At 72.9% G+C, this 16376-nt stretch carries 20 protein-coding genes; 6 read left to right on the top strand and 14 right to left on the bottom strand.

What is annotated here, in order from left to right:
- Nucleotides 1-14: 14 nt before the first annotated feature.
- On the bottom strand, nucleotides 15-506 hold the full coding sequence (locus ACZ4M3_RS27895) for a type III secretion system chaperone family protein (RefSeq protein WP_467737155.1): 492 nt from the start codon (nucleotides 504-506) through the stop codon (nucleotides 15-17).
- The gene (gene mshA / locus ACZ4M3_RS27890; RefSeq protein WP_467737153.1) at nucleotides 499-1881 is read right to left on the bottom strand and encodes a D-inositol-3-phosphate glycosyltransferase; all 1383 of its coding nucleotides are present in this window, start codon (nucleotides 1879-1881) and stop codon (nucleotides 499-501) included. The genes ACZ4M3_RS27895 and mshA overlap by 8 nt, the downstream gene beginning before the upstream one ends.
- 257 nt (nucleotides 1882-2138) lie before the next feature.
- On the opposite strand from mshA, the gene ACZ4M3_RS27885 reads away from it, so the two are divergent.
- From ACZ4M3_RS27885 to ACZ4M3_RS27875, 3 genes are all read left to right on the top strand, one after another.
- Complete coding sequence (locus ACZ4M3_RS27885; RefSeq protein WP_467737151.1) at nucleotides 2139-2951, top strand: class I SAM-dependent methyltransferase; 813 nt, start codon at nucleotides 2139-2141, stop codon at nucleotides 2949-2951.
- Between the two features lie 233 nt (nucleotides 2952-3184).
- Nucleotides 3185-4294 (top strand): C40 family peptidase, encoded by a 1110-nt coding sequence (locus ACZ4M3_RS27880; protein ID WP_467737149.1) that lies wholly within the window; start codon nucleotides 3185-3187, stop codon nucleotides 4292-4294.
- Nucleotides 4295-4548: 254 nt separating this feature from the next.
- Nucleotides 4549-5814, top strand: a complete 1266-nt coding sequence (locus ACZ4M3_RS27875; protein WP_467737552.1) for a PP2C family protein-serine/threonine phosphatase — start codon at nucleotides 4549-4551, stop codon at nucleotides 5812-5814.
- A 42-nt stretch (nucleotides 5815-5856) separates the two neighbouring features.
- Here the strand turns inward: ACZ4M3_RS27875 and ACZ4M3_RS27870 are convergent, their stop codons facing one another.
- The 3 genes from ACZ4M3_RS27870 to ACZ4M3_RS27860 all read right to left on the bottom strand — a co-directional run bounded on the left by ACZ4M3_RS27870 (nucleotide 5857) and on the right by ACZ4M3_RS27860 (nucleotide 7340).
- A complete protein-coding gene (locus ACZ4M3_RS27870; protein WP_467737147.1) occupies nucleotides 5857-6195 on the bottom strand; it encodes a DUF2516 family protein in 339 nt (112 codons plus the stop codon).
- Nucleotides 6196-6341: 146 nt separating this feature from the next.
- Nucleotides 6342-6923 carry a hypothetical protein gene (locus ACZ4M3_RS27865; protein ID WP_467737145.1) on the bottom strand — a complete coding sequence of 194 codons (582 nt, stop codon included), beginning with the start codon at nucleotides 6921-6923 and terminating at the stop codon, nucleotides 6342-6344.
- Between the two features lie 18 nt (nucleotides 6924-6941).
- Nucleotides 6942-7340: a helix-turn-helix domain-containing protein gene (locus ACZ4M3_RS27860; RefSeq protein ID WP_467737143.1), complete on the bottom strand. Its 399-nt coding sequence runs from the start codon at nucleotides 7338-7340 to the stop codon at nucleotides 6942-6944.
- 74 nt (nucleotides 7341-7414) lie between these two features.
- On the opposite strand from ACZ4M3_RS27860, the gene ACZ4M3_RS27855 reads away from it, so the two are divergent.
- Nucleotides 7415-7855 (top strand): helix-turn-helix transcriptional regulator, encoded by a 441-nt coding sequence (locus ACZ4M3_RS27855; RefSeq protein WP_467737141.1) that lies wholly within the window; start codon nucleotides 7415-7417, stop codon nucleotides 7853-7855.
- Nucleotides 7856-7865: 10 nt separating this feature from the next.
- Complete coding sequence (locus tag ACZ4M3_RS27850; protein ID WP_467737139.1) at nucleotides 7866-8279, top strand: VOC family protein; 414 nt, start codon at nucleotides 7866-7868, stop codon at nucleotides 8277-8279.
- Here ACZ4M3_RS27850 and ACZ4M3_RS27845 read toward each other — a convergent pair.
- The 3 genes from ACZ4M3_RS27845 to ACZ4M3_RS27835 form a co-directional block, all read right to left on the bottom strand.
- Entirely contained in the window at nucleotides 8276-9046 is a 771-nt protein-coding gene (locus ACZ4M3_RS27845) for a putative protein N(5)-glutamine methyltransferase (protein WP_467737137.1), read from the bottom strand. The genes ACZ4M3_RS27850 and ACZ4M3_RS27845 overlap by 4 nt on opposite strands.
- A gap of 89 nt (nucleotides 9047-9135) precedes the next feature.
- Nucleotides 9136-10380 (bottom strand): GNAT family N-acetyltransferase, encoded by a 1245-nt coding sequence (locus ACZ4M3_RS27840; RefSeq protein WP_467737135.1) that lies wholly within the window; start codon nucleotides 10378-10380, stop codon nucleotides 9136-9138.
- 84 nt (nucleotides 10381-10464) lie between these two features.
- Nucleotides 10465-11037 (bottom strand): RsiG family protein, encoded by a 573-nt coding sequence (locus ACZ4M3_RS27835; RefSeq protein WP_467737133.1) that lies wholly within the window; start codon nucleotides 11035-11037, stop codon nucleotides 10465-10467.
- Between the two features lie 131 nt (nucleotides 11038-11168).
- Here ACZ4M3_RS27835 and dtd point away from each other — a divergent pair, with 131 nt between their 5' ends.
- Entirely contained in the window at nucleotides 11169-11594 is a 426-nt protein-coding gene (gene dtd, locus ACZ4M3_RS27830; protein WP_136213713.1) for a D-aminoacyl-tRNA deacylase, read from the top strand.
- Between the two features lie 23 nt (nucleotides 11595-11617).
- Here the strand turns inward: dtd and ygfZ are convergent, their stop codons facing one another.
- The 6 genes from ygfZ to ACZ4M3_RS27800 all read right to left on the bottom strand — a co-directional run bounded on the left by ygfZ (nucleotide 11618) and on the right by ACZ4M3_RS27800 (nucleotide 16367).
- Nucleotides 11618-12586, bottom strand: coding sequence for a CAF17-like 4Fe-4S cluster assembly/insertion protein YgfZ (gene ygfZ / locus ACZ4M3_RS27825; RefSeq protein ID WP_467737131.1), 969 nt, complete (start codon nucleotides 12584-12586; stop codon nucleotides 11618-11620).
- A gap of 21 nt (nucleotides 12587-12607) precedes the next feature.
- The gene (locus tag ACZ4M3_RS27820) at nucleotides 12608-13063 is read right to left on the bottom strand and encodes a Fur family transcriptional regulator (RefSeq protein WP_467737129.1); all 456 of its coding nucleotides are present in this window, start codon (nucleotides 13061-13063) and stop codon (nucleotides 12608-12610) included.
- 76 nt (nucleotides 13064-13139) lie between these two features.
- Nucleotides 13140-13712, bottom strand: a complete 573-nt coding sequence (locus ACZ4M3_RS27815) for a heme-binding beta-barrel domain-containing protein (RefSeq protein ID WP_467737127.1) — start codon at nucleotides 13710-13712, stop codon at nucleotides 13140-13142.
- Nucleotides 13713-13960: 248 nt separating this feature from the next.
- Nucleotides 13961-14800, bottom strand: coding sequence for a hypothetical protein (locus ACZ4M3_RS27810; RefSeq protein WP_467737125.1), 840 nt, complete (start codon nucleotides 14798-14800; stop codon nucleotides 13961-13963).
- Complete coding sequence (locus ACZ4M3_RS27805) at nucleotides 14797-15630, bottom strand: hypothetical protein (protein WP_467737123.1); 834 nt, start codon at nucleotides 15628-15630, stop codon at nucleotides 14797-14799. Before ACZ4M3_RS27805 ends, ACZ4M3_RS27810 begins: the two co-directional genes overlap by 4 nt.
- Nucleotides 15627-16367 carry a hypothetical protein gene (locus ACZ4M3_RS27800; RefSeq protein ID WP_467737121.1) on the bottom strand — a complete coding sequence of 247 codons (741 nt, stop codon included), beginning with the start codon at nucleotides 16365-16367 and terminating at the stop codon, nucleotides 15627-15629. Before ACZ4M3_RS27800 ends, ACZ4M3_RS27805 begins: the two co-directional genes overlap by 4 nt.
- Nucleotides 16368-16376: the final 9 nt, after the last annotated feature.

Here is a 16376-nt window from a genome sequence, read left to right as displayed (position 1 = left end):
CGTGCAGGCGGCCGTCAGGCGGGGCGCGTCAGGTGCCGGAAGGCGTCCAGGTTGCGGGTGGACTCGCCGCGCGAGACGCGCCACTCGTACTCGCGCCGGATCGCGCTCGCGAAGCCCAGCTCCAGCAGCGTGTTGAACGCCCCGTCCGCCGCCTCCAGGACCGTGCCGAGCAGGCGGTCCAGGTCGGCGGGGGTGACCACGCTCAGCGGGAGCCGCGCCGTCAGGTAGACGTCGCCGAGGCCGTCGACCGCGTACGCCATCCCGTACAGCTTGAGGTTGCGCTCCAGCAGCCAGCGGTGGACGCCCGCCTCGTTCTCGTCGGGGTGGCGGATGACGAAGGCGTTGACGGACAGGGAGTGCTTGCCGACCCGCAGCGAGCAGGTGGTGCTCAGCTTGCGGGTGCCGGGCAGTTGGACGACGTACGAGCCCGGTGCCGGGCTCTCCCAGTCCAGTCCGGCCTCGGCCAGGGTGCTCTCGACGATCGCGGCGGTGTCAGCGTCAGCCATGGTGGGAGCGTACGCGACGGCGATGATCATGCATCGCCGCGGTGTACACGTCCGCCGTGCCGCTCGCCGCGGTGTCCCAGCCGAAGAACTGCGCGTGCCGTGCCGCCTCGGCGCCCATGCGGTCGGTGAGCTCCGGTTCGTCCAGGAAGCGGCGCAGCTCCCGCGCGTAGTCCACCGGATCGTGGCCGGGTACGAGGATGCCCGTCACGCCGTCGTTGACGGCGACCGGCAGCCCGCCGACCGCCGCGGCGAGCACGGGGGAGCCGGTGGCCTGCGCCTCTATCGCGACGAGCCCGAAGGATTCGTTGTACGAGGGCATGACCAGCACCGACGCCGCCCGGAACCAGTCGGCGAGCCGGTCCTGCGCCACCGGCGGGTGGAAGTGGACCACGTCCGCGATGCCGAGCTTCGCGGCGAGCTTCTGCAGCCCCTCGGGCTTGGCGAGGCCGCTGCCGCTGGGGCCGCCGACGACGGGTACGAAGAGTCGTGCGCGCAGCGACGGATCGCGGTCGACCAGCTCCGCGACCGCCCGGAGCAGGATGTCGGGGGCCTTGAGCGGCTGGATCCGGCCCGCGAAGAGGGGGATCACCGCGTCCTGCGGCAGTCCGAGGCGGGCGCGGGCGGCGGCCCGGCCGTCGCCGACGGTGAAGCGGTCGAGGTTCACGCCGGGGTGGACGACGGCGACCTTGCCCGGGTCGGCCTCGTAGTGCCGGACGAGTTCGTCGGCCTCCTCGGCGGTGTTGGCGATGAGCCGGTCGGCGGCCGCGACGATCTGGGTCTCGCCGATGACGCGGGCGGCCGGCTCGGGGGTGTCGCCCTCGGCCAGCGCCGCGTTCTTGACCTTGGCCATGGTGTGCATGGCGTGCACGAGCGGGACGCCCCAGCGTTCGGCGGCGAGCCAGCCGACGTGGCCGGAGAGCCAGTAGTGGGAGTGGACGAGGTCGTAGTAGCCGGGGCGGTGCCCGGCCCAGGCCTGCATCACGCCGTGCGTGAAGGCGCACAGCTGAGCCGGCAGCTCCTCCTTGGCCAGGCCTTCGTACGGGCCCGCGTCCACGTGCCGGACGAGGACGCCGGGCGCCAGCTCGACCCGGGGCGGCAGCCCGCCGGTGGTGGCCCGGGTGAAGATCTCGACCTCGATGTTGATCGCGGCCAGCCGCTTGGCCAGCTCGACGATGTAGACGTTCATGCCCCCGGCGTCGCCGGTGCCGGGCTGGTGCAGCGGTGAGGTGTGCACGCTGAGCATGGCGACGCGGCGCGGCTTGCGGGAGTGGCCCACGGCCGGGAGCCGCAGCCGGGGCGACTCGTGGCGGGTGGAGCGGGCAGCGGCGAGGCGGCCGCTGATACTGCCGCCGAGGCGGGACACGTACTGGCTCAAGGGAGCAGTTCCTCTCGCTCGGACGGCGCGCTGTGGCTTGACGTAGGGCATGGCTCGTAGAGCGCGGTCAGCGCCCTGCTAGGAGTGCAACCCGGACGGACGCGTCCCGCATTCCGGGGTGGACGGATTTCCTGCCGGTCTTTTCGGCCGCCTCGGGGCCGGTCGGCAGGCGGCAGCCCGGCGACGGGGCGTGTGGGGGCGCCGGGGGCGCCCGGCGGGTTTTCCGCTCCCGCGCCCGCTCCGCATACGCTCGGCGCATGGCTTCCCGCAGCGCCCCACCGCCCTCCACACGCCCCGTGGGCACGGTCACGCGCGGGACCACGAACCCGAACCGGCTGCGCCGGATGGACCGCTGGATCGCGGCCACGCACGGGGCCGCGCTGCGGCGCGCGCAGGCCCCGGTCGCGGTGGACCTCGGCTACGGGGCCGCGCCCTGGACGGCGGTCGAGCTGCTGGCCCGGCTGCGGGAGGCGGCACCGGGGGTACGGGTGGTCGGCATCGAGATCGAGCCGGCGCGGGTGACGGGGGCGAAGCCGTACGAACGGGACGGGCTCAGCTTCCGGCACGGCGGCTTCGAGGTCCCGCTGGACGGCGGGGCGGCCCCGATGCTGATCCGCGCCGCGAACGTACTGCGCCAGTACGACGAGGAGCAGGTCGAGGCGGTGTGGCGGCGGCTGTGCGCCCGGCTGGCCCCGGGCGGGCTGCTGGTCGAGGGGACGTGCGACGAGATCGGGCGGCGCCACGTATGGGTCGCACTCGGACCGGAGGGGGCGCGCACGGTGACCTTCGCGACCCGGCTGGGCTCCCTGGAGCGCCCCTCGGACCTGGCGGAGCGACTGCCGAAGGCGCTGATCCACCGGAACGTGCCGGGCGAGCCGGTGCACTCCTTCCTGCGCGACTTCGACCGCGCGTGGGCGGCGGCCGCTCCGTACGCCTCGTACGGGGCCCGGCAGCGCTGGATCCGCACGGCGCGCGCGCTGGCCGTCGACTGGCCGCTCGTGGACGGTCCGGTGCGGTGGCGGCAGGGGGAACTGACGGTGCACTGGGAGGCGTTGCGCCCGACGGGGTGAATATCGCCTGCCGGGGAACCGGTGTTGGCGACCGGCCGTTGAGCCGTGCGGGGCGTGAGGGCCGCGGCGCGATGGGGCGGCGGCGATCGCAGGTGGCGCCGGGGTTATCCACAGAGGGTGTCGGAATTCACGCACTCGTGGCACCATCCCGAAGGCGGCAACAAGTTACTGATGAATAGTCAGATGTGATGTCGAGTGATGTCCCGTCTGACGCGGGGCGCGTGGGGGGAACCATGGGGACCGTGAAGCGAGCGCGCCGGCGGGGCGCATCCGCTCTCACGCTGCTGTGCGCGATGGCGGTACTGGCGAGCGCGCCGGTCCTCGGCCTTTCGGGGACCGCGACCGCGGCGCCGGGTGCACCGGTGACGCCCAGCGCACCCACCGCGCCCGTCGCACCGGAGCCCGGGACCAAGTCCCTGGAACAGGTCCGCAAGGAGATCGACGACCTGTACCGCCAGGCCGGAACGGCCACGGACGCCTACAACCAGGCGGAGAGCGAGGCCAAGGCCCAGTCCGAACGGGTCGTTGAGCTCGCCAAGCTGATCGCGGCCGGCCGGGAGCGGATCGCCTCGCTGAAGGACCGCGCGGGGGCCGCCGCCCGCGCGCAGTACCGCTCCAGCGGCCTGCCGCCGGGCGCGCGCCTCGCGCTGAGCGGCAGCCCGAGCCAGTACCTGGACGGCGCGGACCGGCTGCGCCAGGGCGAGAAGGCCACCGCGGACCTGCTCGCCGAGCTGAACCGCACGCAGAACGACCTCCAGCGGTACGCCAAGGACGCGAGCGCGCTGTGGCAGACGCTGGAGGCGAACCGGGTCAAGCAGGAGACCGCCAAGAAGCAGATCGAGGAGAAGATCAAGGCGGCGCAGGAGCTGGAGAGCAAGCTGGAGGCCGAGGAGAAGGCCCGGCTGCTCCAGCTGGAGCAGGACGCGCAGCGCCAGGCGCAGACGGCCTGGCTGTCGTCCGGCGTCCTGAAGGAGATCAACGGCACGGCGTCGGAGGCGGGGAAGAAGGCGATCCAGTTCGCCACCGCCCAGATCGGCAAGCCGTACGTGTGGGGCGCCGTGGGACCGCTCTCGTACGACTGCTCCGGACTGACCTCGCAGGCATGGCTGGCGGCGGGCCGGGGCATCCCGCGGACCTCGCAGGAGCAGCTGCGGCTGCTGCCGAAGGTGGCGATCAAGGACATGCGCCCGGGCGATCTGATCATCTACTTCGACGACGCCAGCCACGTCGCCCTGTACGTGGGTGACGGCGCGATCATCCACGCCCCGCGCCCGGGCCGCAACGTCACCCTGGCGGGCGCGGGCTCGATGCCGATCAAGGCGGTCGTCCGCCCGGACGCCTGACGGGCGCGCCGGGCCGGCGCGTGACGGTCCGGCCGCCGCTCGCCGAGCCGGCGGCTGCCCGCCCGCGCGCGTCTCGGTGGGCGGGACGCCCGCCGCCCGCGTCGTGACGTTGGTCATCCCGGCGTCCGGGCTTTCCGCGCGATAACGGCATATGACGCGGGCTCCTCTCCGCGTCACCGTTCCCCCGCCCGCACCGGCCCGCTAGGGTCGACCGCATGAGCGCACCCTCGGGGGGAGCGAAGGAACCGGAGACGATGCCCGCACCCGTACCGCGGCAGCGGGACACCCTTGTCACACCGGCCGGCCAGCCGGTCCCGCCCGCCGCCCCGGCGGCCCAGGCGGCCCCCGCGCCCTCCCTGACCCTGCTGGTCATCGAGGACGACCCCACCGGCGACCTCACCGTCCCGGAGATCCTGCACGGCGACGGCCACCGCATCCGGCTCCGCACCGCCCGCAACCTCACCGAGGCGGCCCGGCTCCTCACGCCCGACGTGCACTGCGTCCTGCTCGACCTCTCGCTGACCCAGCCCGGCGGCGCCAAGGACGACCCGCTCGCCACCCTCCGCGAGGTGCTCCGCATCGCCCCGCGCCACGCCGTGCTCGTCCTCACCGCGGAGGCGGACGCCGAGCGCGCCGCCGAAGCCGTCCGTGTGGGAGCGCAGGACTTCCTCTTCCGCGACGAACTCGACGGCCGTCTCCTCAGCCGCGCGATCCGCTACGCCGTGGAGCGCAAGCGGGCCGACATCGCGCAGTACAAGCTTGCAGAATCGAAACTGCGCGCCCAGGAGAACGCCCGACTGGAACGCGGGCTGCTGCCCAACCCGCTGCTCGACGGCTCCGACCTCCGCTTCGCCGCCCGCTACCGCCCGGGCCGCAGCCGCGCCCTGCTCGGCGGGGACTTCTACGACACCGTCCGCACCCCCGACGGCACCGTGCACGCCATGATCGGCGACGTCTGCGGCCACGGCCCCGACGAGGCCGCCCTCGGCGTGGAGCTGCGCATCGCCTGGCGCGCGCTGACCCTGGCCGGTCTGTGCGGGGACGACCTGCTGGCCACCCTCCAGCAGGTGCTGGAGGTGGAGCGCCCCTGCGAGGAGATCTTCGCGACGCTGTGCACGGTGGACATCTCCCCCGACGGCCGCCACGCCGGTCTGTGCCTGGCCGGCCACCCGGCGCCGCTGATCGTCCGCGCGGGCGGCCCGGCCCGGCTGCTGCCGTACGAGAGCAGCGGTCCGGCGCTCGGCCTGCTGCCCAAGGCCCGCTGGCCGCGCCGGCAGGTGGAGCTGGGCGGCGCGTGGAGCCTGATGCTCTACACCGACGGCCTGATCGAGGGCCGCGTCGGCGAGGGCAGGGAGCGCCTCGGCCAGGACGGCATGATCGAGATGATCAACCGGCACCTCGACGCCGGCCTGAGCGGCGAAAGCCTGCTGGAGGCATCCGTCACCGAGGCCCGCCGGCTCAACGGCGGCGAGCTGACCGACGACGTCGCGGTGGTGCTGCTCTCGCGCGACGGCGGCTGACCAAAGGCCGCCGACTACCGGCTACCGGCTACCGGCTACCGGCTACCGGCCGCCGTTGTACGGGCCGTACGGCCCGTCGCTGCTGCTGCCGCCACGGCGCCGGCCACCGCCCGAGACCTGCTTGAGGGCCGGCCGGACGTCGACGAAGAAGACGATGGTGGCCACCAGTCCGGCGATCTCCAGGAACAGCATCCCGAGGAAGAAGTCCACGAGGACGGTGATGCCGAGGATGACCAGCCAGAAGGTCTTGGTCTGCTTCTCCGCGGCCCGGTAGGCGTCCTCGCGCGCGATCAGCGCGAGGACGAACGCCACGACGGCGAGCGCCAGGATGGCGAAGCCGAGCAGGGGGAGCACCCCGTTGTCGAAACCGTTCATCAACATCGCCCGACCGCCTCTTCCCGCGTACGCCGTCTGATACCGCCCGAAACCGCCTGCCTCCACGCTACTGGCAGAGCCGCCCTCACAGCGGACAACGGACCGGGCACCTTCCAGGTGCCCGGTCCGTCATCACCCCACTCGCCCCGCGATCAGCTCTCGTCGCCGGACGTGGCGGCGGTCTTCTTCGCCGGCGCCTTACGGGCGCCGGGCTTGCGCACGCCGGACTTCTCCTCGTCGGCGGAGGCGGAGGCGGAGGGGGACTCGGAACCGGACTCGGAACCGGCCTGCGCCGGGACGTCCGGCTCCACGGCGGCGGCGATGTCGACGATCTCCTCGGAGACCTCGCCGCGCCAGGCCCGTACGGCCTGCTCACCGTGTTCGGCGACCTTGTCGTAGGTCTCCTTCGCCCGCACCGCGTACTCGGCGGCCACGCCCACGCCGCGCAGCGCCAGGTCCTGCGCGGTCTCGCCCAGCTTCTTCGGGTCGATCGCGTCGAGGACCTCGGCGAACTTGGCGGCGACGGCCTCCTGCGCCTTGTTGGCCTTCTCCTGCACGATCTTGGTGTCGGTGTTCCGGACGGCCTCGATGCGCGCGGGGGCCTCGGCGCGCAGCTGCTCGATGAGACCGGGCACCTTCTTGGCCTGCTGCACGGCGAGGTCGGCGGTGCCGGCGGCGAAGTAGAGGGGGGTCGGGTCGGTGAGGGTCTTCTTCAGGTCATCGGCGATGGCCATGTGCTTGGTCCTCCCGGATCACAGTCGGTTCGTGTGGGGCTTCTCGTCGTCGGCACCGGCCGGATCGGCCTCGGAGGCGTTCTCCTTGCGGAACGACTCGTAGATCTGCAGCAGCACCTGCTTCTGCCGCTCGTTTATCGACGGGTCGGCGAGGATGACGGCCCGCGTCTCCACCTCGTCGCGATCCCGCTCGTCCAGGATCCCGGCCTGCACGTACAGCGTCTCCGCGGAGATCCGCAGCGCCTTGGCCAGCTGCTGGAGGATGTCCGCGCTCGGCTTGCGCAGCCCGCGCTCGATCTGGCTCAGGTACGGATTCGACACCCCCGCCGCCTCGGCCAGCTGCCGCAGCGAGAGCTGCGCCTGCCGCCGTTGCTCACGGAGGTACTCGCCGAGGTTTCCGACGTTGAGCGATGCCATGCCCCCATGCTGCCGCAGCCTGCTAACTATTGCAAGCAGGCGCTTGCAATAGCTCCCAGTGGTACCTTCGGGAGATGGACCCCCAGGAACTCGCCAACCTCGCGCACCTGCGCCGGGCGCGGGACCTGATCGACCGGGACTACGCCCGCCCGCTCGACGTGCCCACCATGGCGCGGCACGCACTGATGTCGCCGGCGCACTTCTCCCGCCGGTTCCGGGCGGCCTACGGCGAGACCCCGTACAGCTACCTGATGACCCGCCGGATCGAGCGGGCGATGGCGCTGCTGCGCGGCGGCATGAGCGTCACCGACGCGTGCATGACCGTCGGCTGTACCTCGCTCGGCTCGTTCAGCTCGCGGTTCACCGAAATCGTCGGCGAGACCCCCAGCGCGTACCGCAGCCGGGAGCACAGCGCGGTGTCGGCGATGCCCGCCTGCCTGGCCAAGGTGTACACGCGCCCCACCCGGGAAACTCCGAGCAGGATCCGAGAAGCGGGCCCTTCGGCCGCCCCCTAGCGTGGGCGGCATGAACATCTCTCTCCAGTACTGCCACATCACCGTCAACGACGTGGACGAGGCGCTCGGCTTCTACCGCGACGCGCTCGGCCTCGAAGTCCGCAACGACGTCGCTTCGGGCGACCACCGCTGGGTCACCCTCGGCAGCCCCGCGCAGCCGGGCCTCGAAATCGTCATCTCCGACCCGCACGCGGGCCGTTCGCAGGCCGACGGCGACGCGCTCCAGGAGCTGCTCACCAAGGGCGTCCTGCCGATGGTCGTCTTCCGCAGCGACGACCTCGACGCGACGTTCGAGAAGGTCCGGGCGTCCGGTGCCGAGGTGCTCCAGGAGCCCATCGACCAGCCCTGGGGACCGCGCGACTGCGCGTTCCGCGACCCGTCGGGCAACCTCGTACGCATCAACCAGGCGCCGGCCGCGGCCTAAAGGGCCGCCGGGGCGGTGCCGATCAGCACCGTCGCGTGGAACTCGTCCGAGGTGACCGCGCGCACCGCGAGGCCGCCCGAGGTCAGGGCCGACGCCGTCAGCGGGGACTGGCGGGCGCTCGTCTCGATCAGCAGGAGGCCGCCGGGGGCCAGCCACCGGGCGGCCTCCGCCGCGACCCGCCGGTGGACGGCCACGCCGTCCGGGCCGCCGTCCAGCGTGGCGGCCGGCTCGTGGTCGCGGGCCTCCGCCGGGAGGAAGGCGATCTCCTCGGTCGGTACGTACGGGGCGTTGACCACGAGCACGTCCACCCGCCCCCGCAGCGCGGCGGGCAGCGCGGCGTACAGGTCGCCCTGGTGGACCCGGCCCCCGTACGGCGCCACGTTGCGCCGCGCGTACAGCAGCGCCCCCGCGTCGATGTCCGCCGCGTGCAGCTCGACCCCCGGGACCCGGGAGGCCACCGCGGCCCCCAGCGCGCCCACCCCGCAGCACAGGTCCACGACGACCGCGCCCGGACCGGTCCGCGCCACCGCCTGCCCCGCCAGGAACTCGCTGCGCCGGCGCGGTACGAAGACCCCCTCGCCCACCTCCATGCGCAGCCCGCAGAACTCGGCCCAGCCCACGACCGTTTCCAGCGGTTCGCCGGCCACCCGGCGCGCCAGCAGCTCCGCCAGGTGCCCCTCGTCCCGGGCGGCCGCCGTCAGCAGCTCCGCCTCCTCCTCCGCGAACACGCAGCCGGCCGCGCGCAGGAGTTCCACCAGTGTGGCCACGTACCCAGTCCCCAGTCCTCAGTCATCGGTGCCGATGTCGTCGGCGACGATACGGGCGCCGCCTGCCGGCCGTGCCCGCCGGGAGCCGGTCAGAACATGTCCGGGCACCACGGCCGGCGGGCCGTGCGGAACACCGCGTCCGCCAGCGCCACCGCCCCCGGCCGCTCCTCCGCGACCAGGCCGAGCGCCGCCAGCCGGACCGCCGACTCGTCGCCGAGGTACAGCGATCCGAGCGCGGAGACGTCCAGCCGCAGATCGGCCGGCTCCCGGGTCCGGGTGCACTCGCCGGTGCCCGCGTCCAGCCGGTAGCGCCCGTCGGCCAGGCCCGCCGGGTCGGTCACCTCCAGGACGAGCACCCCCGGCACGGCGTAGGTGCGCGCCGCCAGCGCCCGTACGACGTCCAGCACCCGCACCCACAGGAAGTCCGCGGCGGTGACCAGGCGGGCGGCGCGCGGGTCCGGCAGGAACCGCGTCAGCAGGTCGTCGGGGGCGCGGTAGCCGGTGCGCACCTTCTGCACCCAGTCGATCGAGCAGAGGAAGTGCCACAGCGCCCGCTCCGCGGCCGGGGTCAGCGCGATCAGGTCCTGCACCTGGAGGGTGTTCTGCGGGGTCTTCGCCTCCGACCAGTGGTCGTCGACGCGGTAGCCGGCCAGCCCCGCCACCTCGCCGTCCGCCGTCCGGTACACGGCGAAGAACTTCTCCCGGTACGGGTCGAACGACGTCGTTTCGAGACCGGTGAACAGGTTCCACCGGCGCGTTCCCCGGTCGACCGCGCCGGGCGTCGCCGCGCGCAGCCGCTCGTGCAACGCGGGCCCCACCCGCCGCACCTCGGCGCCGTCCACGAGGTCGATCCGGCCACCGTCCAGGGGCCCGGACCGGTGCGGGGCGAGCCCGCTGCGCGGTACGTCGACCTCCCACTCGCAGCTGTGCGTCGCGGGCCCGAACCCGTAGCGCCCGTAGATCGGGAACTCGGCCGCGATCAGGGTCGCCACGACGTCGCCCCGGTCCCGGGCGGCCGCCAGCTCGGCGGCCATCATCCCGGTCAGCAGGCCCTGGCGGCGGTGCGTCGCCAGCACGGTGACGTTCGTGACCGCGCTGGCGGGCACGGCCGCCCCGCCGGGCACCGTCAGCTGCTGGGCGAAGGAGCGGAAGGTGGCCACGCAGCGGCCGGTGCCGGTGTCGAAGCCGCCCTGGGTGCGGGCGAGGTCGCCGTACTTGGCGCGCTGGGCGACGTCCGAGTCGCTCACCCGGGCCGCCAACAGGAACCCGGTGTTCACGGTCTGGAGCCACTCGTGGAGTTCGGCTTCGGCTATCGGCCGGATGTCAGCGCTCATAGCCGCCCACGCTAACCGGCCGCCCGGCCGGGGTCGCCTGATTTTCCGCGCGGTCCGCCGCGCCTGCCCGAGCGGCGCGCCGCGCTACGCCAGCAGGTCGTCCACCTGCGCCTCGCCCTCCCGGTAGCGCCGGGTGATCTCGGCGATGGAGTCGTCCGCCATGCGCTGCAACTGCTGTCTGCGCCGCGAGACCTGCTGCTCGTAGCGGATCAGCCGGGCCATCGCCTCGTGCAGCTCGGCGTCCGTGCGGGCGCCCAGGTCCGACAGCTCCACGTCCGACAGCATTTCGGCCGCCAGCAGCCGGGACTCCTCGCTCTGCGGGGTGCCGAGCGTGACGTGCCGGGCGGAGGCGCTGCGGCTGGACGGGGCGTCCGCCAGGATCTCCGAGAGCCGGTCCACCACCGGCGCCTCGGGATCCGTACGCCGCGCCAGCTCGGCGCGCAGGATGTCGATGCGGCCGTGCAGGAGTCTGCGTACGTAGCTCAGATCGGCCTCGTCGCGCTGCGCGTCACGCCGCAGCGCGCGCAGCTCCGGCAGTCCGAGCGCGGTGGCCGGGATGGTCGGTCCCGGGTCGTCGCCGTTGCGCTGGACGGGCGGCCGGGCCGCCGATGACGCTGATGAGGCGGGTACAGGTACGGAGGTACCAGAGATGTTCATGCGTTGTGTCCGTCCCCTCGACCGGTGCTGGTGGCACCGCCTTCCAGCATCGTGCCACTGACCGCGGTGCCGACGCAGTCCCACGCCACCCGATCGGCCCCGGACGGGTGCACGCCTGGTACACAGGTGGTATGCGAGCAGTGGTGCAGAGGGTGGACGGCGCGAGCGTCGTGGTGGCCGGCGAGACCGTCGGGGAGATCGTGGGCGAGGGGCTGTGCGTCCTGGTGGGGGTGACGCACGACGACACGCCGGAGAAGGCGGCGCTGCTGGCCCGCAAGCTGTGGTCGGTGCGGATCCTGGAGGCGGAGAAGTCCTGCAGCGACGTGAACGCCCCGCTGCTGGTGATCTCCCAGTTCACGCTCTACGGGGACGCGCGTAAGGGCCGCCGCCCCACCTGGAACGCGGCCGCGCCCGGGCCGGTGGCCGAACCGCTGGTCGACGAGGTGGTGGCGCAGCTGCGCGCGCTGGGCGCGACGGTGGAGACGGGCCGGTTCGGGGCGGACATGCGGGTCTCGCTCACCAACCACGGCCCGTTCACCATCGTCATCGACATCTAGACCGCTCCGACAGGACCGGACGGCTACGGCGCGACGACGACCTCCTGGGCGGCGGCCGTCGTACCGACCAGCAGCGGCGCGTCCACCGGCACGTTCCGCTTGACCAGCGCCAGCGCGATCGGCCCCAGCTCGTGGTGGCGGACGGCGGTGGTCACGAAGCCGAGCTGACGGCCCTCCTCGCCGTCCGCGGCGAGCCGTACGGGCGTCCCGTGCGCCGGGAGCAGCACCTCGGAGCCGTCCAGGTGCAGGAAGACGAGGCGCCGCGGGGGCTTGCCCAGGTTGTGGACGCGGGCCACCGTCTCCTGGCCGCGGTAACAACCCTTCTGGAGGTGCACGGCGGTGCCGATCCAGCCCAGCTCGTGCGGGATCGTCCGGTGGTCGGTCTCCTGGCCGAGCCGCGGCCGGTGCGCCTCGACGCGCAGCGCCTCGTACGCGAGCAGCCCGGCGGCCGGGCCGTGCGACGCGGCGAAGTCCTCCAGCTCGGCGCGGGGCAGGAACACGTCCCGCCCGTGCGGGGTCTCGCGTACGGCGAGCTCCTTGGGCACCTCGGCGATGGAGCCGGCCGGCAGGTGCACGACCGCGAAGTCGGCCGTCCGGTCCGCGACGTCGACGCGGTAGAAGAACTTCATCGACTCCAGGTAGCCGAGCAGCGCCTCCTGCGTGCCGGGCTCGACGTGCGCCCACACCGTCTCGCCGTCGTCGACGAGGTACAGCGCGTGCTCGATGTGCCCGTTGGCGGAGAGGATCAGCGCCTCGGTGGCCTGCCCGGGCGGCAGGTCGGTGACGTGCTGGGTGAGCAGCAGGTGCAGCCAGCTCAGCCGGTCCGGCCCGGTGACGGTGACGACCCCGCGGTGGGAGAGGTCTACGAAGCCCCGGCCGTCCGCGAGGGCGCGCTGTTCGCCGTACAGCTCTCCGTAGTGGGCGGCGACGCCCTCGTCGCGGCCTTCGGCCGGTACGGCGCCGGGGAGATGGAGCAAGGGGCTGCTGGTCATGGCTCCAAGCGTACGGCCCCCTCAGGCGGAGCCGGAGCGGCGCTTGGCAGCGCAGTCGGCGCACAGCCCGAAGATCGCGAAGTGCTTCATGTCGGTCTCGAAGCCGAAGGTGGTGCGGAGCTTCGCGGTGAACTCGGCCGCGACGTCCACATCGGCCTCGATCACCTCGGTGCAGTCGCGGCAGACCAGGTGGATGTGGTGGTGCCGGTCCGCGAGGTGGTAGGTGGGGGCGCCGTGCCCGAGGTGGGCGTGCGAGACCAGACCGAGCTCTTCGAGCAGCTCCAGCGTGCGGTAGACGGTGGAGATGTTGACCCCGGAGGCGGTCTTGCGCACCTGGGCGAGGATCTCGTCCGGGCTGGCGTGCTCCAGGGCGTCGACCGCTTCCAGCACGAGCTGGCGCTGCGGTGTCAGCCGGTAGCCGCGCCGCCGCAGATCGGTCTTCCAGTCGGTGCCTTCGGTGCTCTCGGTGCTCACCACCCGGCCAGTGTAAGCGCGCGAAGGGGCCGCGGGCTCGGCCCGCGGCCCTCTTCTCGCACGCTCCGGCGATGTCCGCTCAGCGGAAGAACGCGATGCCGTCGTCCGGCATGTCGGGGAGGTTGCGCGCCATCTCGGCGACCTCCTCGGGCGTGACGACCTTCTTGAGCTGGGCCGACATGTACGGGCGCAGCTCGACCTCCGGGGTCGCCTTCTCGCCCACCCACATCAGGTCGCTCTTCACGTACCCGTAGAGCCGCTTGCCGCCGCTGTACGGGCCGGAGGCCGCGGTGCGGGCCACGGCGTCCGTCACCACGTCGATCTGCGGCTTCTGGTCGGCGAGCTCGCCGTACCAGACCTCGACGACGCCCTGGTCGCGGACCATGACGATCTCCACCTTGCGGTCGGCGTCGATGCGCCAGTAGCCGCTCTCGGCCTCCAGCGGCCGCACCTTGTTGCCCTCGGCGTCGAGCACCCAGGTGCGCGAGCGGTACTCCAGGAAGTCCCGGCCGTCGTGGCCGAAGACGACTTCCTGGCCGAAGTTGCACTTCTCCTCACCGGGGAAGTCGAAGACGCCCGCGCCCTCCCAGGTACCGAGGAGGAAGGCGAGGGGGACGAGGCCCGGGTTCAGGTCGGACGGGATCTGGATCATGGGTGGCTGCTCAGACGATCTGTGTGAGGGGTTCCGGGGACGGGGTCGGTCAGCGCTGGCCCTGGTACAGCTTCTTCACGGCGAGGCCGGTGAAGGCGAGGACGCCGACGCAGACCAGGATGAGCAGGGAGGTGAAGACTGCCTCAAGCACGGGGTGCTCCTCGGAGTTTTGTGGGCGGTACGGGGCCGGTCCCCAAGCCTACTGGCCCGGGAACCGGCGCACTGTGTGAGGTAGCCCGTACCGGCGCTCAGCCGAGCAGCTGGCTCTGCAGGACCACCGTCTGGTGGAAGGGGACCATGGCCGCGCCGCCCTTGCGGGACTGGATGATCACGGCCTGCACGTCGCCCGCCTGGAGGCAGCCGAACCGGGTCTGCTCCTCCCCGAAGGGCTCGGGCTCCTCGTACACCAGGGCGTCGGTGCCGTCGACCACCGCATCGACGTCGGTTTCCGTGCCGGCCCGGTTCCATTCCTGGTCGGTCAGGAACGAGGCCGCCCCGGTCAGCCGGACGTCCGGCTTGCAACCGGGAAACCGGTCCGCGAATTGCGAGGTGTGGAAGCGCAGCAGGTAGATGCGGGCCCGGGTGCCGTCGGGCATGATCCAGGCCCGGCCGATGATCTTGCGGAGCCCCTCCCACTCGACGTACTCCTTCAGCTTCGGCCGGTCATCGGCCGGGTACTCCTCCAGGAACGCGTCGGCCGGGACCACCGCGTCCTTGTCCGCCTTGAACGCGCTGTCCGGCCGGGCCCCGGCGGGGGCCGCGAGCAGCAGGGCGTTCAGGTCCGCGTAATGCGTGGCCTCTTTGTTGTCCGGGCCGGCCGGCAGGGGAGCGCCCGGCGGCAGCGTGGGCCTCGCCCGTGCCGGGTACGCCCAGCGGCCGTCGGACCGGGTCGACAGGCCCGGAAGGTCGGTCCGCTGCGGCTGCATGACCCCGTACGCGGTTCCCGCGCCGGCCGCCGCGAAGACGAGTACGGCGGCCGTCCAGCGCAGGCAGGCGAACAGCTTGCGGCGGTCTTTCGGCACGACCGGGCCCGACTCGGCGGGCGGCTCGGACGGCGGGACGGCGGCAGTGGCCGGTTGCTCGGTCACACGGACTCCCCGGGGGACTTCAGACGGCCCAGCTGCTTCTCGAACAGGTCGACGGCGCTGTTGACGGCGATGTGGGACCCGTACGTCCGGAAGCTCACGAACACGTCCCCCTGGGCGGCCACGCAGTCGAGGGAGTCGAGCTTCTCCTTCTTCTCGCCGCTCTCGTTCTCCCGGTCGTCGACGACGTCCAACAGCACGCACTTGGCCTGTGGGAAACCGTCCACGGCGGGTGCCTGACGCGCGCCGCCGGCCTTCTCCAGGACATCGAGCATCCTCTTTTCGAACTCCGCGAGGGAAGCGACGGCCTGCGGATCGGCCTGCATCAGTTCGATCTCGCTCACCACCCCCGTCCGGTACGTGGCGAAGCTGCGCCCGGCGACGCCCTTGAGCTTCAGCCCGGCCACGGCCTTGTCCCATCCGGCACGCTCTTCGTCGGAGAGGCCGGAGCGGGAGCTCTTGAGCGTCTGGAGTGCGCGTTCGCCCGACACGTAGAAGTCGTTGCCCTCGCCGTCCACGTCCGGCCCGGGCTGGTCACCGATGTCCATCGGCAGCAACTTGGCCGCCAGCGCCGTGGCCGGCACCGTCGGAGCCGGCTTCCGGTCGATGTCCACCAGGGCTCCGTCCGGACGCCAGTACCGCGTCGGGGAGGTACGGTCGGCCGCGTCGAGCAGGGCCGAAGCCAGGAAGCCGCCGCCCGCGAGGACGGCCAGTCCCAGGCCGGCGGAGATCAGGACGGCCGTCTTGCGGCGCATGCGCGAAGGCCCCCCGGCGGCGGGAGGTTCCGCACCCGCGCCCGCTGCGGTCACGGCCTCGGTGGTCTGCTCGCTCACAGCCGCTCCAACTGTCGCTTGGCGAGAGCGTTGATCTCGTCCTCGGAGAGGTCGGCCCGCTCGTCCCAGATCTCGACGTCCATGACGATGTCCCCGCGCCGGATGACCGCCCGGCCCAGGCGGCCGGGAAGGTAACCGGGCTCCTTCTTGATGTTGCCGAGCCAGGCGTGGCCGTATGCGGCGGGGACTCCGGGCAGGGTGTAACCGCTGTTGCCCGCGTGCTTGTCATCGGCCATGTAGTCCAAGGGGCCGCTCCAGCTGGAGGCGCCGGCCCGGTCCCGGAACTGGATCAGCCGGATGTCGATGACCTCGTTGCCCTGCTGCCAGTGCGCGGTGGCGATCCGGCGCGCCTGGTCCGCGATCAGCGAGGGAAAGGAGCGGGCAGGGCTCTCGAAGTACTCCGCCGCGAATTCGTCCGGCGACTCGTACCCCGACTGCGCGTCCTGCGCCCCGGCCGGGGCGTCCAGGAGCTTCTTCGCCAAGTCCTCGTCCGCCTTGTCCCACCGGTTGGCGTTGATCGTCCGGTCCGTGGTCGCGTCGTTCGCGGCGACCGGGGCCGGCATCGCCAGGTCCTGCCGGGCCAGCGGCGGGAGCGGCGTGGGCGGGCGCCCGTACTGGACGGCGTAGCCGGTCACCGTGCCGGCCACGACGCCGAGCACGAGGGCGCCCGCGACGAGCAGGGCGGCGCGCCGCCCTCCCCGTCTCCGGGGCTCGGGCGGGGTCTGTTCTCGTTCCAAGGGTGGTCC

It is taken from the genome of Streptomyces sp. NPDC026522 (assembly GCF_055567555.1).
This window is presented reverse-complemented; position numbering and strand designations above follow the sequence as displayed.